The following is a 15082-nucleotide window of genomic DNA, read 5'->3' as shown; positions in this document are numbered from 1 at the left end:
CATTTCTCGGCTCGTTTCTCGTGGAGCGGGCATCTTCGTTGCGATCATGTCGTCACCGTGACCTTTCCGGATTGCCGAATCCACAAGGCTGCCAAGGGGAACCCCACGACCCCCATGACGCAGAAACCGTAGACGGACGAATAACGCAATTCGTCTCCCTCCAGAAGGAATGCGTGTGCGAGCGCCGATCCCAGCCATGTCCACAGGAACAGCACCAGGGGAGCCGCATCCGAGATGCTCCGGCCGTCCGGCCTGCGCGACTCGACGCGTCGTCCCACCCTGTCCACGATGATCGCCATCGCCAATGCGATGACGAACCAGCCGAGATAGTTGGTGAACGGGATGGAGGCGATACCGGGTAGTCCCGCGTTTCCGGAGGTCCAGGTCCATTGCCCGTCGGTCACCATCTGGCTGTCGAGGTACAGGTCCCACCCGACCATGCCGACGGCGACCATCAGCACTCGCCCGATCGAACGTCGCTCCGGCGACACCCCTGCCATTCGGAGAACAGCGGATGCTGCGCACCAGATCGGGTAGAAGCCCGCGGTCCAGGCGAGGGGCACGACTGCCGGCACCCCCACGATCTCGGGCCCCAGTCGGCCGGTGGCGTAGAAGTAGCTTCCGAACGGGAAACCGGTCGCAGTACCGACGATTTCCGATACGAGGCCCAGGCCCGCAGTCGAGACGACGAGAACGATCGTCCAGACCGGGCCCCGCGTGATGCCGGCGTGCACCAGCGACGCGGCCGTGAGCAGCAGCACCACTGCCACGGTGACGGCGTCTCTGGAAGTACCGCTCACGAGGGGGTACGCGATCTGGGCTAGCACCGCACCCGCGACGAGTACCCACACGAGGCGGGTCATCGAAGCCCGCGCCCGGTCGGTGCTGCGCCACGCACAGCGGTGCGATACACACATTTCGTGCGTATCGCACCCTCGGACCGATGCGGTGGGACCACTCTCATCACTGCCGTCGCTCGTCTGCGGGGTCGGTGTCGCGTGGGTCTTCGGGCACGTCGCTCGACACCGCGGGGCCTACCCGCTGGGCATCCATGAACATTTGCAGAAACCCGATTCCCGAAGATGCGAAAGGCCGGTGGTGGCGGGGGGAGCCGGCGGCAGAAGGGGACATGAGATCTCGCCTCACATCGGCACGACGCCGAGGAGCCACGTGTAGAACTCGACCAGCGGAGTGTGAATCGCCAGGAAACCTGCTTCTACCAGTGCGCGCATGTGGGCCACCTCGTCTCGCTACCGCCGTGCCGACACGTTTCGGGACGGAGACGGTCCTCTACCGTCTGCCAGCGATTCGGAGCCGGGGCGGGAGCGGATGGGTACCGGGACGGAAAAGTTCCCCGCGCACCCACAACAGAAAAGTGGTGGTGTGCCGGGCTACCGGCACACCACCACGTCTCACAGCCGTCAGGCCGTCACAGCCAGTCGACGAACTTCTCCCACGCGCTTCCCGCGTCGGGTGCATCCTCTCGTTTCACGGTCGCCTGAATCAGGCCGTAGGGCCGGTCGTCGGCGTGGAACACCTCGTTCGAGTTCTCGAGCCCGAACCGGTCGAGGTCGTATACGAAGTGGTGCTTGTTGGGCGCCGACAGTCGGATTTCGGCGATTACCGGGTACTTTTCGAGCACCGCCCGCCCCATCTCGAACAAGGTCTGCTGCAGCGCCTTCGATTGGAGGTTCGCGAAGCGCTCGAGCATCGTGGCCTTGATTCCCGCGTAAGTCACGTCCCAGTCGACGTCGACGGTCGTGAAACGCCATTGCGCCACCAGACTGGTGGCCATCACGCGGTCGGAGGTCGGTTCGAGCACCGTGAAGGGATCGGTGAGGAACCCGGAGAACTCGGACCCGGTCGACTTGAGCACCACGAGATCCTTGATCCCGCCGATCACCCACTCCCGTCGCTCGCTTCCGGTTCCCTCGACCGTCACCGCGACGGTGCGCACCTCCGGGCCGGTACGGGTCCACGTGTGGTTGTGTTCGGCACCGTCGATCGATACCCGTTGCCAGGCGTAGTCGTCGATCTCGACCCGGGCCGAGCGGACGGGTTCGACGTCGTCGACGAAGTGCCGGGCGAGGTCGAGCGCATAGGTCTCGACGAACTCCACACCCTTGCTCTTCGCGTACGCGTACACCGTCTGTTTCTGGGTGTCGGTCGGCAGCACCGCACCCTGGTCACCCTCGAGGTGCGCGGCTTCGAAATCACCACGCAGAGAAGTCGAAACGTTGAGGTCACGGATCTCGTGGCGAGCGGTGTCCCGGTAGATCCGGACGACCCGGTTCTCGGCCTTGCCGTAGCGATTGGAGCCGAGCACGATCTTCCCGGTCAATTCACTCATGGTCAGCTCCCTCGATAGGTGGAATAGGAATAGGGCGACAACAGCAGCGGTACATGGTATTTCCGGTTCTCGTCCGATGCGCCGTCCAGCGACTGCTCCGGGAGCCGGAACGTGATCACCACTTCGGGATAGAAGGTGTCGACTCGCCGAAGTGCGAAGTAGTCACCTGTCGCAAATGTCAAGGTGTAGATACCCGGACCCAGTGGCGGGCAAGGGAACTCGGTGATGCGACCGTCGTCGTCGGTGCGGGATCGCGCGACTTCCCTTCCCGCGGACGAAAGCATCACTTCGACACCTGCCGCGGGCGTTCCGGTGGTCGCGTCGAGGACGTGCGTGCTCAGGATGCTCACTGCACAACTTCCTTTCCGGATTCGGGCACATCGTCGGTGACGAGACCTTCGAGCCTCGAGCGATTGATCTCGGCGAGAGCGGCTTTCGTCTCGTTCCATTCGGTTTCGTGGTCGTTGGTGAGGCGCCGGTCGAGAATCGAGAGGAGTTCGGCGGCAGATCTCCCCGCCGCGCGCACGAGATACACGTGGTTGAATCGTTCCTCGTACATCCGGTTTCCGGCCGCCAGCGCATCTCGGATGCGGGCGTCCGCGTCCCCGACCGACGCCTGCTCCCGCCTCGACGCGGGATGGTCCGAACGCTCCCCGATCCGGGGGTGACCTGCGAGCGCCTCGGCGACGTCGTCCCGGGTCAACGCAGCGGTGATCTCGTCGGATGCGCGCAACAATTCGGCGCGGGACCGGTAGGGGCGCCCGTTCGCAACTCGCTCGCTCCACGTCGTGCTCGAGCAGCACTCTGACAGGACCGCGTCGGCGTCGCGGGCGGGAAGCGCATCGAATTCGGCACAGGTATACGTCACGGCACTCCTCTCTCTCGTCCCCACGATGGCGGATAGAGGGAGTTACCGGTACCGGACGCGCTACAAAGTTCCCGAGGAGCAGTGCCCACTCGTTGGATGATCCGACAAAGCCCGGATCGGGCGGGACACGGTCGCCGTGGCCTGGTCAGGCGTGTTGGGCAGCGGGAATGCGCTCGGCGAGCGACGCTTCGATTTGAGCACGCAGCCACATATGGGCGGGGTCGGATTCGGATTCCTCGTGCCAGACGGCATATTCACAGAGCGGCGGCAGGGCGAATGCGGGCTCGAGGATCCGCAGGGACGCCACGGACGCCATTCGTTCGGCCATCCGTTCGGGGAGCATCGTGACGAAGACCGTGTGTTCGAGTGCGAAGGGGAGCACGGCGATGTTCGTCGTGGAAGCTCCCGTCCGCGCAACGATCCCGGCGCGCAACAGCGAGCGGCCGAGACCCGTGTCGTCGTCGTGGTGCAGATACGACAGGTACGGGTAGTGGGAGAGCACGTCGCGATTGAGTTCCGTCCCGGTGTACGGATGGCCCGCCCACACCGCGCCGACGTAACGATCGGTGAGGACGGGGATACGGTGGCACCGTTCGAATTCGGGCGAGTCGAGCAGGTGTTCCGGCAGCACCGCGAGATCTGCCTCGTGCCGATGGAAGGCTGCGATCGACGCGTTGCTGAGCGGACGCAGATCGAAGCGCACATTGGCCGGATGACCCCGCCGCAGTAGCATGCGCAGCAACGAGACCTCGGCGTAATCGCCGGTGATCAGGGTGAACACGCGCGAATCGACGGTCGGATCGAAGGTAGGTTCCGTCAGGATCGACCGTTCCAGCGTATGCAGTACGCTCCGCAACGGCCCGATGAGCGACTGGGCACGCGGGGTGAGACGGAGCGTGCGGCCGTTCTTCACCAGCAACTGATCGTCGAACTGTTTCCGCAGCCGTGCGAGAGCCGTGCTCGTCGCCGGCTGGGACATGTTCAGGCGTTCGGCCGCGCGGGTCACGTTGCACTCGGAGAGCAGCACGTCGAGGACGACAAGCAGGTTGAGATCGACCCGCCTCAAGTCCACTCGACACCCCCCTTTCCGGAACCCGGCGTAACGGTAAAAACCGGCGGGATCGTAACCCACCACCGTTGCATATATCCAAAGATGTATAGCAGCTATCCGAGTTACTTTTCGATCTTGTGAGCCAGTCGAACGACACTTACGCTGACCCACGTCCTGACGGCGGCGGACCCGTGTTTCGCCCTGGCCCATGTGATTTGTCATCCGCTTCGGCCGGCCGACCGGTGTACGTACAAGAGAGGTTCGGGCCGAACACGATGAGTCTCAAGCAACAGTTCCGGCAGTACTCCCCCGAAAACTGGCGCCTATGGCGCAAAGTCACCGCCGTGGTGGCGGTTCCCATCATCGCAGCCGCCTTCTTCGGATCGCTTCGCGTCTACGGCTTGTTCGAGGACTCGCGCCACTTCAACACGGCTGCCGAGCAGGTCACGATCCTCCCGATGTTCGCCGAGTACAGCACCGCTGTCGCCGGTGCGGCCGCCGCGACGATCATCGGTCTGCCCACCGACAACGGTGCGACGGTCGCGCAAGACGCCGAGCAGGTCCTCACGGGTCAGATGGCGAACATCAGCCTCGAGCCCGAGATCAAGTCGGCGCTGAACCAGGTGCTCGCGGAGGGAAACAGCCTGCTCGACAGCGCTGTCGCCGGATCCATGACGCCACTGGTCGCCAGTGAGCGGGCGCAGGCATTCATCAGCCGCGTGAGCTCGGTCTTCCGCGCCTCCGCCTCCACCGCCCCCGAAACCGACGTCCTGCAGGAAAGCGCGACCCTGCTCGACATGTGGACGACCCAGTGGGCACTGCTCGACCAGGTCGTGGCGTTCTCCGCACTCGGCCAGGGGACCGAGGGGTCCCTCCTGATGTGGAACAACGCCCTCGGAGTCGACGCCGCCCAGCTGTCGATCCTGCGTGCGACCGTCGAGGCCAACCCCAACATCACGGACACGAGTACGATCGACGCCCTCGTCGCCGAACTCGACAACCGCCGCACGTTGACGGCCAATCTCGATACCACCACGGGCGACACCTCGGCACTGCGCAACTCGATCTTCACGAGCCTCATGATCTACATCCAGGAAGTCCGTGACTCCGCGAGCCGCATCGTCAGCCTGCTCGACCAGCACGCGAGCGAAGCTCGCACCGAGGCTCTCAAGAACGCCATCGGTATCGCCATCGTGCTGGCGATCGCCCTGAGTCTGGCCGTCATGGTGGCCTTCTCGATCGTCCGCCCCCTGCGCCGTCTGCGGAACGACACGCTTCTCGCGGCCGAGCAGAGCCTTCCCGGGGCGATCGCCGCCATCAAGGACGGCGCCGAGATCGACAGCGTGACGCTTCCCCCCGTGCGTGTGCACTCGAAGGAAGAGATCGGCGAGGTTGCCCGCGCCGTCGACGCCATGAACGAAGGCGCGCTGCGCCTCGCCGGTGAACAGGCCCAGTTGCGCCGCCAGGTCAACGAAATGCTCGAAACGCTGGCCCGCCGCAACAAGACGCTCGTCGAGCAGCAGCTTTCTCTCATCGACTCGCTCGAGCACGAGGAACGCGACCCCACACGTCTGCAGAACCTGTTCGCACTCGACCACCTCGCAGCACGTATGCGCCGCACCGGCGACTCCTTGCTCGTCCTCGCCGGCACCCGTCAGCGCATGGGCCGGATCCCGGACACCCCGCTCGGCGACGTTCTGCGCGCCGCAGTGTCCCAGGTCGAGAACTACCAGCGCGTCAACGTCGGAAATGCACCGGAGGGTTCGCTCGTCGGCACCGCCGTGACCGATGTCGTCCATATGGTCGCCGAGCTCCTCGACAACGCACTGCGCGCTTCACCGCCCGAGAGCACCGTGGCATTCGCGTTCTCGCGTGCCGTCGACGGCGGTCTGTTGCTCGAGATCGCCGACCGGGGAATCGGTATCCCCGCAGACGAACTCGCCGAGATCAACGAACGGCTTGCGACGGACAGCGAAGCAGGTTCCGGTGCGGCTCGCCGCATGGGTCTGTTCGTGGTCGCGCGGCTTGCCGACCGCCACGGAATCACGGTGCGGTTGCGCCCGACGTTCGACTCCGCAACCAACTCCGGCGTCACCGCGAGCCTCTATCTGCCGCTCCGACTGCTCAAGGGCACCGGAAACAGCCAGTCCGATCCGTTCCAGATCGACCGCCCCCGCCGGCTTCCCACACCTCCCGGTGAGACTTCGGCCGAGCAGAACGATCAGTACGACGACACCCGGTCCTACAGCCAGAACTCCCTGGAGTCGTATGCCGGAGCGGGCCGGAACGGCAACGAGGCGTTTGCCTCGGCCGGCCAGAACGGACACGACGTGCCGTCGAACGGTACCGACGCGTACAACACCTTCGAGCAGGACAACAACGGGTACGACCAGAACGGCAACGACTCGTACAACAACGGGTACGACCGCAACGGCAACGACTCGTACAGCAACGGGTACGACCAGAACGGCAACGAGTCGTACAGCGACGGTTCCTACAACAACGACTCGTACGACAACGGGTACGACCAGAACGGCAACGACTCGTACAACAACGGGTACGACCAGAACGGCAACGAGTCGTACAGCGACGGTTCCTACAACAACGACTCGTACGACAACGGATACGACCAGAACGGCAACGACTCGTACAACAACGGGTACGACCGCAACGGCAACGACTCGTACAACGGCGCGCCGGCGGAGAACCCGTGGGAGCGTCCGATTCCGCCCAGCAATCCCCCCGGTCCCGCTCCGGGTACGAGTCCCGGAATCCGGCGTGGGCAACTGCACGAACGATGGGTGTCGCGCAACAACGGTGAGTGACCGGTCCCGGTCTCTGCCATCGTGGAGCGATGAACCACCGTCGGATCGACGTCCATCAGCACGTCTGGCCGCCGCAGCTGGTAGCGGCTCTCCGGTCCCGCACCCGGGAACCCCGGCTCGACGGCTGGACGTTGCACCTGGCAGGTGAACCACCGTACGAGGTGACGCCGGGCGACCATTCGATCGCCCGGCGCGCCGAAATCGCCGCAGCGGACGGGATCGATCTCGCCCTGGTCTCGCTGTCGAGCCCTTTGGGCATAGAGTCCCTTCCCCGCAACGAAGGCGCGGAACTCCTCGAGGCGTTCCACGAGGGCGTGCTGGCATTGCCCCCGCCTTTCGGCGCCTGGGCGGCAGCAGACGTGCGCGATCCCGATCCGGCTGTGCTCCACGACGTCCTGGCCGCAGGTTGCGTGGGGCTGCAACTCCCCGCGACCGCGCTGTCCGACACGGACGGGTACGCGCGCTGCGAACCGCTGCTCACGGAATTGGCCCGGCAGGGCAAGCCCCTGTTCATCCATCCGGGCCCCGCTGCCGCCGGGCCCGGCGACCCGGCCTGGTGGCCGGCGATGGTGTCGTACGTCGCCCAGATGCACACCGCCTGGTTCGCGTGGCACCTGCACGGCGCGGCACGGTTTCCACAGTTGCCGGTGGTGTTCGCCATGCTCGCCGGACTCGCCTCGCTGCACGACGACCGAATGGCCGCCCGCGGAGGACCCGAGCACGTTCCCTCCGTCCACGCCTACGTCGAGACCTCGTCCTACGGCCCCGCCGTCACCGCCGCGGTGGCCGACCGGATCGGGTGGTCCCGCATCGTGCTCGGGTCGGATCGTCCGTACGCTGCGCCGCTGGACCTCGGCCGGGAAGGCAACACCCGCATACGCCGGGACAATCCGGCTGCACTATTTGCAGCACCACCCGCGCAAAACTCTTGACACCGACGCCCCGCTCGGATGACATGGGCGTCATGCACACCTCGGCAGACCTGCGCCATCGCAGGCTTCATGTGGACTTCGTCCGCATCGCCGGTGGTTTCTGTGGTTGTCGCCGCGACCGTCGTTGATCCCCCGACCGTCGTCCCCGGCCCAGCGCGGCCCGTACCACCACAGGAATGATGATGTCCCTCCTCGTGCATGCTCGTACTTCCTCCGACCCGGCGGCCGTCGCGCGCGACTTCGCAGCCGATACGTCGGCCTGGCTCCCGGCCATCCGGTTCGACGAGAACCATCGCTGGTACAGCCGCGTCGCAGCAACTACCGATTACGAGATATGGCTGCTGACATGGCTTCCCGGGCAGCGGACCGGAATCCACGATCACGGCGGGAGCGCGGGCGCGTTCGTCGTCGCGCAGGGAACCCTGCGTGAGGACACCGTCGATCAGCCGTGGTCGGACGGACTCGACGGCAGTCGTGTCAGGGTCTCGAGTGCGTTGTTCGGCGCCGGCAGTGTGCGCAGGTTCGACCGGCACCACGTCCACGAGGTCGTCAACGACGGCGTCGTGCCGGCGGTGAGTGTCCACGCCTATGCGCCGTCTCTCGGTTCGATGAGCCGATATCGCCTCGAGGGTGATGTTCTGCGCGTGACCGCCTCCGAACGTGCAGGCGCAGATTGGTGACAAATCAGGCGTCGTCGCGGGTGAGCGCGTTAGAGTCGACACGCCGACCGCCGAGGGAGAAACACGTGAAACGTTTCGTGCGCACAGCCGTAGTTGTTGCCACCGCCTCCTTGGCGGTCGCCGGATGCTCCGGAGACAACGCCGACGATCCGCTCGCGGCCGACTCCGCGGAAGGTGGCGCCGTCGTCGTCGGTTCTGCCAACTTCCCCGAGAACGTGCTGCTCGCGGAGATCTACGCGCAGGCACTCGAAAGCAGCGGAGCAGAGGTGACGCGCCAGTTCAACATCGGCAGCCGGGAGATCTACTTCGACCAGGTCGCGTCGGGAGCCATCACCGTCCTGCCCGAGTACAACGGAGCGCTGCTCGCCCGCGTCGACCCGGAGAGCACCGCAGCCACCACCGAAGACGTCAATGCGGCTCTGGCCGAGTCACTTCCCGAGGGTCTTTCCATCCTCGAATCGGCACCCGGTGAGAACAAGGATGCCCTGGTCGTCACGGACGAGACCGCGGAGCGCTACAACCTGACGACCATCGCCGATCTCGCGCCGGTAGCGGGCGAACTCACCCTCGGCGGACCGCCGGAGTTCGAGACGCGTCGTCAAGGTGTCGTGGGCCTCCGCGAGGTCTACGGAGTGGAGTTCCAGAAGTTCGTGCCCACCGACACTGGCGGGCCCATCACCATCCGCGCGCTGGGCGACAACACCATCCAGGTAGCGAACATCTTCACCACCGACCCGTCGCTCAGCACCGAACCCTTTGTCGCACTGGAAGACCCGGAATCGGTCTTCGGCGCGCAGAATGTCACCCCACTCGTCCATCGGGAGGATCTGACGGACGAGAACGTCGAGAAGCTCGACGCCGTGTCGGAGCAACTCACCACCGATGTCCTCATCGAGTTGGTGGGCCAGGTCGTCACCGACGGCCGGGACATCGACGTCGTCGCCGAAGAATGGTTGCAGAGCAACGGCCTCAACTGAAAGCCGGTGCGTTGTGATCACTTTCGACAACGTCGAGAAGCAATACCCCGACGGGACGGTCGCGGTCGACGGATTGTCCCTCGAGGTGCCCACCGGCACGCTCACCGTCTTCGTCGGCCCCTCCGGGTGCGGCAAGACCACCTCGCTGCGCATGATCAACCGGATGGTCGACCCGACCGGTGGGCGCGTACTCGTCAACGGTGAGGACGTGCGCACCCAGGACCCCCAGACGCTGCGGCGGGGGATCGGATACGTCATTCAGCACGCCGGGTTGTTCCCCCACCGGACCGTCGTGGACAACGTCGCGACGGTCCCGCGACTGATGGGTGCTTCACGGAAGGAGGCCAGGGCCACCGCAATGGAGGTCCTCGGCCGGGTCGGGCTGGGAGAAGAACTGGCACGCCGGTACCCGGCACAGCTGTCGGGTGGCCAGCAACAACGTGTCGGCGTGGCCCGCGCACTTGCCGCCGACCCGCCGATTCTCCTGATGGACGAGCCGTTTTCGGCTGTCGACCCGGTGGTCCGAAAAGAACTGCAGCAGGAGTTGTTGCGCTTGCAGTCGGCACTCGCCAAGACCATCGTGCTGGTCACCCACGACATCGACGAAGCGATCACCCTCGGCGACCGAGTTGCCGTGTTGCGGCCCGGCGGGGTACTCGCGCAATACGCGACTCCCGAAGAACTTCTCGGCTACCCGGCGGACGACTTCGTGGCCGGGTTCCTCGGGGTCGATCGGGGAGTGCGGTTGCTGTCGTTCTTCTCGACCTCGGATCTGCCACTGCAGACCGACCGGATCGCGACCGCGGCGGACATGCCCCTCAGGAGCCGCGACGACCGCTGGCTGCTGGTCGTCGACGACGAGAGGCGGCCGCTCGGGTGGCGCGACCCGGGGGCCACCGGGTCCGCCACCGATCTCTTGCCGGCCGGACGGGGATTCGTACCGGGGAGGGACACGCTGCGCGTCGCGCTGGATGCCGCGGTCCTGTCGCCCTCGGGCTTCGCGGTCGCCGTCGACGAGGACGGACGGGCACTCGGGGTCGTCAGCAGCGAAGAAGTCACCGCCGTCGTGCGCAGCGAACATCGGCACCGCACCGCCTCGCAGTCGATCCGGGAGCACCCGTGAACCTCCGCATCCCGGGATACCTCGGTACCTTCTGGGAACTGTTGTCGGACCACCTCGTCATGGCGCTCGGTGCGTCCTTCCTGGGACTGATGGTCGCACTGCCCCTCGGCCTGGTGTGCGTGCGATGGCCGCGGTCGTACCCACCTGTCCTGGCGATATCGAGTGTGCTGTATTCGATTCCGTCACTTGCGTTTTTCGTTCTTCTCATCGCGTTCACCGGTATCAGCCGCACGACCGTGATCCTGCCGCTCGCCGTGTACGCCCTCGCGGGTCTGGTTCCGAACGTGGTCGACGGGCTGCGCGGGATCCCGGACAGCGTGCGGCAGTCCGCCATCGCGATGGGATTCTCCGGCCCCCGCAGACTGCTCACCGTGGATCTGCCGATCGCGCTACCCGCGGTCATCGCCGGCCTACGTGTCGCGGTGGTCGCCAACATCAGCATGGTGAGCGTCGGTGCGCTGATCGGAATGGGTGCGTTCGGGTCGCTCTTCACCGCGTCGGTGCAACTCGACAGGCTCGATCTGGCGATGATCGGGATCGTCGTCACGGTCGTGATGGCACTCGTCGCCGACGCGGTGCTGGTGTTCGTGCAGTGGCTGGTCACGCCGTGGCTGCACCGTTCGGCGGGAGCGACCCGGTGACGACGTTGGGACGCTACCTCGCCGAATACTTCGGTGATCCCGCGAACTGGTCGGGCCCGTCGGGCATCCCCGCCCGGCTATTCGAACACTTCGGCTACACGTTCCTGGCCTTCGTCCTGACCGTTCTGCTCGCGCTCCCTCTGGGCCTGTGGACGGGACACACGGGTCGCGGCGGAATTCTGATGACGCTCATCGCGAACGCCGCCCGCGCACTGCCGACGTACGGGCTGCTCGTGCTTCTGGTGGTGCTGTACGGCATCGGACTGGTCCCGATTCTGGTTCCGCTCGTCGCGCTTGCGGTGCCGCCGGTTCTGCTCAACTCGTACGAGGGCATCCGCGGGGTCGATCCGGCTCTCACGGACGCGGCGCGCGGTATGGGCATGACCCGCATGCAGGTGCTTCTCCGCGCACAACTACCGGTGGTGATGCCGCTGATCCTCGTCGGGATGCGGACGGCGGCGGTGCAAATCGTCGCCACCGCGACCATCGCGGCGTCGGTGAGTTTCGGTGGTGTGGGCAGGCCGATCGTCGACGGCCTCGCGCGCAGCGACTACGCGCTCGTGGTGGGCGGTGCCGCGCTCGCCGCGGTGTGCTCCCTCGTCGTGCTGGGAATCTTCGCGGTACTTCGCCGGGTGCTGGTCTCGGAAGGTGTCCGGTCGGCGACGAACTGAACGAAAACCCGGTCCTGGGTGGCCCCGCCGCATAGATCGCTCGCCGACCACGGGTGGCCGTCGGGTCGCTGCGCCCTGTACGAATGCGCGCCCGACCAGGCCTAAGAGGAAGGGAATCGAACGTGTGAACATCGGCACCAGGAGAGGTGCCGCGTTTTAGTGACCTTTTCGTGATCTTCCATTACGGATTACACAGCCCGCTCAGCGGGGACCCTCACGTCGTGGTATGACGTGTCGTGTTGCGAGCTGCGGGCGCCGGACTGAGGCACGCCCGTCGGGGGAGTCCGGCGCCGCACTTGCCACCGAAACCCCCACTCGTGGTTCGCGCTATGCGTGACCCGTGACGCCCGTACCGGGCTCACCGTCCGCACTCCACGCGCGCAACGCGGAGACCGTGACCCTCAGTGAATCCTCGGACGGCGCCGCATTCGCGGGTTCGACCGTACCCACATCGGGCTTGACACGGCCCGCTACAGGAAACAGCGAAGAAAAGAGCATCGTCGACCTTCCGTCCGTGCCGTGTGTCTTAAAGGGTGTACCACCGGCAACCACGGGTCTGAACGCGACGTAGCTCACACTTTCGTATCGTCGGCCTTCAGTCGGTTCACGACTTCGGGACGAACACCCCTTCGACCAGCCGGGACGGCGCTTCTACCGCGAGGAGATGTCCGGCACCCGGAACGACCTGGAGGGCGATCGCCATGTCGTCGGCAAGCTTGCGCAGGGACGAGAGCTGGACGAGCGGATCCTGTTCGCCGATCACGATCTCCACAGGCCGACCGCGCCAGCGTTGGAGCACCGAACGCCCTATCCGCGGCAGGCCGGTCAACGAGGTGCAATACGCACCGACGCGGCACGACCAGCGCAAGGTCAGATCGTCGGGCTGATAGCCGGTGCCGGCCAACGACTGCAGGTACCGCTGGGTGTTCTCGAGATTCGGTTCGTTCCGCCACTGGAGGCCGGGAATGAGCGCGCGATGCCACCGGGCGCGAGGAACCAGTCCCAGGGGAGCCGCGAGTACCAGCTTCTCGACCCGGTCCACGTCTGCGGCAGCTGCCGCAACCGACGCCGACCAGCCGAGGCCGATCACCGAAGCAGTCCGGAGGCCGAGCGCGTCCAGCACCTCGACGAGCCAGCGACCGTACGCCGCGTGGATCTCCGACGCCGGCCGGGTACGGGCGCTGCCACCGGGCAAGCCGGGAAGGTCGACCAGGATGGCCCGGCAGGAGTTGTCGAACTCCTCGGCGAGCTGACGGAGGCCCGCCGCCGGGAGGTCTCCACCGGCCAGAACGACGATCGGCCGCGCGGTGGGGTCGCCCACGCTCAGGATGTACGTCTCGCCCAGCGACGTGCGTGCGACGTGCTCGTCGACCGGCTTGGACCAGTGCGACAGCATGCCTGCGCACGCGGAGTGGATGACGCTGTCGTCACCGGGGCAGCGGTAAGGGGATCGGGTGAGCATCCGAATCACCCGACAACCCGGGCCGAGCCGGGCACGACGACAAGTTCACAGGTGAACTGCATTGGATGAATCTTCTCTCGTAGGCACGACAACTCTTCGCCGACCTTGCGGCACACCGGACGACACCGTAGCTCACTCCTCCGGCCCACGCCAGCATCGACTCCGGCCCGGGATCGGCACTGCCCCTCGTGCCACTCGCGTATCACCAGGTCACTCGGAAGCGGCGGTGAATCCCTCTCGCAACTCGTCGACCGAGGAGACGACTCTCGGACGGTATCCGTCGCCCGCATCCGGGTCGGACAGCCGTCCGTCGGGGTCTACCAGCACAACCTCGATGTCGTCGCGATGAAGGCGCCGGATCACCTCGAGCAACATCCTGCGCCCGACGGGAAGAACGGCCCGTACCAGCGTGAGATCGAACACCACACCCGGTGTTTCGGCGGGATCCTCCACCATCACGCGCACGATGCCTTCCGCATTCGTGAAGTGGATGTCGCCGTGGAGTTCGAGGAGGGTGAACGCCTCGTCGCCCTCTCCCAGAACCGCGCGGCGACGCAGCACGGACTGCGACACGATCGGTGCCTCCATGAGGTGGAGATTCATGTCGTGCGACAACCGTTCGAAGGCCTCGACACCACGCACGCTGGTGCCGTGCTCGTCGAGTCGGGGCGAATACACCGCAATACCCAGCTGGCCGGGGAGGATTCCGATGATTCCGCCCGAGATGCCGCTTTTTGCGGGAATGCCGACGGTGGAGAGCCAGTCGCCTGCCGCGTCGTACATTCCGCAGGTCGCCATCACGGACAGCACCTGCCGCACCACCGAGCGGGAGAAGATCCGCTCACCGGTGCACGGTTGCACACCTCCGCCGGCGAGCGTGGCCGCCATCATCGCGAGATCGACCGTGGTGACCTTCACGGAGCATTGCCCGACGTATCCGGCGACGACGTCGTCGGGATCGTCGGGAAAGATTTCGTAGTTACGCAGAAGGTTCGCGATAGCGACATTTCGGAACGACGCGTCGAGTTCGGATGCCGCGATCGCCTGGTCGACTTCGAGTTCACGACCCGCCAGAGACGACAGCAGGCTGCGGATGGCCTCGACCCGGGATTCGGCCGACTCGTTGTCGCCCACCAGTGCATGCGCGGTGAGGGCGCCGGCATTGATCATCGGGTTGAGGGGACGTCCCGTATCTCGCTGAAGGGATATCTCGTTGAACGCTTCCCCCGACGGTTCGACGCCGATCTTGTCGAGCACCTTCTCGAAGCCCTGCTTCTCGAGTGCGAGACCGTAGACGAAGGGCTTCGATATCGACTGGATGCTGAACTCGGTGTCGTCGTCGCCCACCGAATAGGTCACGCCCTCCGCGGTGACCAGCGAAATCGCGAAGCGGTCCGGATCTGCATTAGCGAGTTCGGGGATGTGGTCGGACGTCGCGCCTTCTCCCTTCGAACAGACGGAGAGAACTTCGGTCAGGTAGTCGGGAAGAGGTGAACGCATCG

General features: G+C 65.7%; 14 protein-coding genes. 7 read left to right on the top strand and 7 right to left on the bottom strand.

Annotated elements, in window-relative coordinates; translation table 11 throughout:
• Positions 1-44 precede the first annotated feature (44 nt).
• The 5 genes from AC0B44_RS17085 to AC0B44_RS17065 all read right to left on the bottom strand — a co-directional run bounded on the left by AC0B44_RS17085 (position 45) and on the right by AC0B44_RS17065 (position 4290).
• Complete coding sequence (locus AC0B44_RS17085; RefSeq protein WP_471904014.1) at positions 45-863, bottom strand: carotenoid biosynthesis protein; 819 nt, start codon at positions 861-863, stop codon at positions 45-47.
• A 566-nt stretch (positions 864-1429) separates the two neighbouring features.
• Entirely contained in the window at positions 1430-2350 is a 921-nt protein-coding gene (gene pucL, locus AC0B44_RS17080) for a factor-independent urate hydroxylase (protein WP_471904013.1), read from the bottom strand.
• 2 nt (positions 2351-2352) lie between these two features.
• On the bottom strand, positions 2353-2700 hold the full coding sequence (uraH, locus tag AC0B44_RS17075) for a hydroxyisourate hydrolase (protein ID WP_471904012.1): 348 nt from the start codon (positions 2698-2700) through the stop codon (positions 2353-2355).
• A complete protein-coding gene (gene uraD, locus AC0B44_RS17070) occupies positions 2697-3218 on the bottom strand; it encodes a 2-oxo-4-hydroxy-4-carboxy-5-ureidoimidazoline decarboxylase (RefSeq protein ID WP_471904011.1) in 522 nt (173 codons plus the stop codon). The genes uraH and uraD overlap by 4 nt, the downstream gene beginning before the upstream one ends.
• A gap of 145 nt (positions 3219-3363) precedes the next feature.
• Positions 3364-4290, bottom strand: a complete 927-nt coding sequence (locus tag AC0B44_RS17065) for a LysR family transcriptional regulator (protein ID WP_471904010.1) — start codon at positions 4288-4290, stop codon at positions 3364-3366.
• Between the two features lie 254 nt (positions 4291-4544).
• On the opposite strand from AC0B44_RS17065, the gene AC0B44_RS17060 reads away from it, so the two are divergent.
• From AC0B44_RS17060 to AC0B44_RS17030, 7 genes are all read left to right on the top strand, one after another.
• On the top strand, positions 4545-7094 hold the full coding sequence (locus AC0B44_RS17060) for a sensor histidine kinase (RefSeq protein WP_471904009.1): 2550 nt from the start codon (positions 4545-4547) through the stop codon (positions 7092-7094).
• Between the two features lie 29 nt (positions 7095-7123).
• The gene (locus AC0B44_RS17055; protein ID WP_471904008.1) at positions 7124-8026 is read left to right on the top strand and encodes an amidohydrolase family protein; all 903 of its coding nucleotides are present in this window, start codon (positions 7124-7126) and stop codon (positions 8024-8026) included.
• 176 nt (positions 8027-8202) lie between these two features.
• Positions 8203-8706 (top strand): cysteine dioxygenase, encoded by a 504-nt coding sequence (locus tag AC0B44_RS17050; RefSeq protein ID WP_471904007.1) that lies wholly within the window; start codon positions 8203-8205, stop codon positions 8704-8706.
• A 65-nt stretch (positions 8707-8771) separates the two neighbouring features.
• Positions 8772-9683, top strand: coding sequence for an ABC transporter substrate-binding protein (locus tag AC0B44_RS17045; RefSeq protein ID WP_471904006.1), 912 nt, complete (start codon positions 8772-8774; stop codon positions 9681-9683).
• 13 nt (positions 9684-9696) lie between these two features.
• On the top strand, positions 9697-10806 hold the full coding sequence (locus AC0B44_RS17040) for an ABC transporter ATP-binding protein (RefSeq protein ID WP_471904005.1): 1110 nt from the start codon (positions 9697-9699) through the stop codon (positions 10804-10806).
• Positions 10803-11447: an ABC transporter permease gene (locus AC0B44_RS17035; RefSeq protein ID WP_471904004.1), complete on the top strand. Its 645-nt coding sequence runs from the start codon at positions 10803-10805 to the stop codon at positions 11445-11447. The genes AC0B44_RS17040 and AC0B44_RS17035 overlap by 4 nt, the downstream gene beginning before the upstream one ends.
• A complete protein-coding gene (locus AC0B44_RS17030) occupies positions 11444-12118 on the top strand; it encodes an ABC transporter permease (RefSeq protein ID WP_471904003.1) in 675 nt (224 codons plus the stop codon). The genes AC0B44_RS17035 and AC0B44_RS17030 overlap by 4 nt, the downstream gene beginning before the upstream one ends.
• A 604-nt stretch (positions 12119-12722) precedes the next feature.
• Here AC0B44_RS17030 and AC0B44_RS17025 read toward each other — a convergent pair.
• Together AC0B44_RS17025 and AC0B44_RS17020 are read right to left on the bottom strand one after the other, a co-directional pair.
• Positions 12723-13580 carry an alpha/beta fold hydrolase gene (locus AC0B44_RS17025; protein ID WP_471904002.1) on the bottom strand — a complete coding sequence of 286 codons (858 nt, stop codon included), beginning with the start codon at positions 13578-13580 and terminating at the stop codon, positions 12723-12725.
• Between the two features lie 210 nt (positions 13581-13790).
• Positions 13791-15080, bottom strand: a complete 1290-nt coding sequence (locus AC0B44_RS17020) for a glutaminase (protein ID WP_471904001.1) — start codon at positions 15078-15080, stop codon at positions 13791-13793.
• Positions 15081-15082 lie beyond the last annotated feature (2 nt).

The organism is Rhodococcus sp. NPDC019050, assembly GCF_055664235.1.
This window is presented reverse-complemented; position numbering and strand designations above follow the sequence as displayed.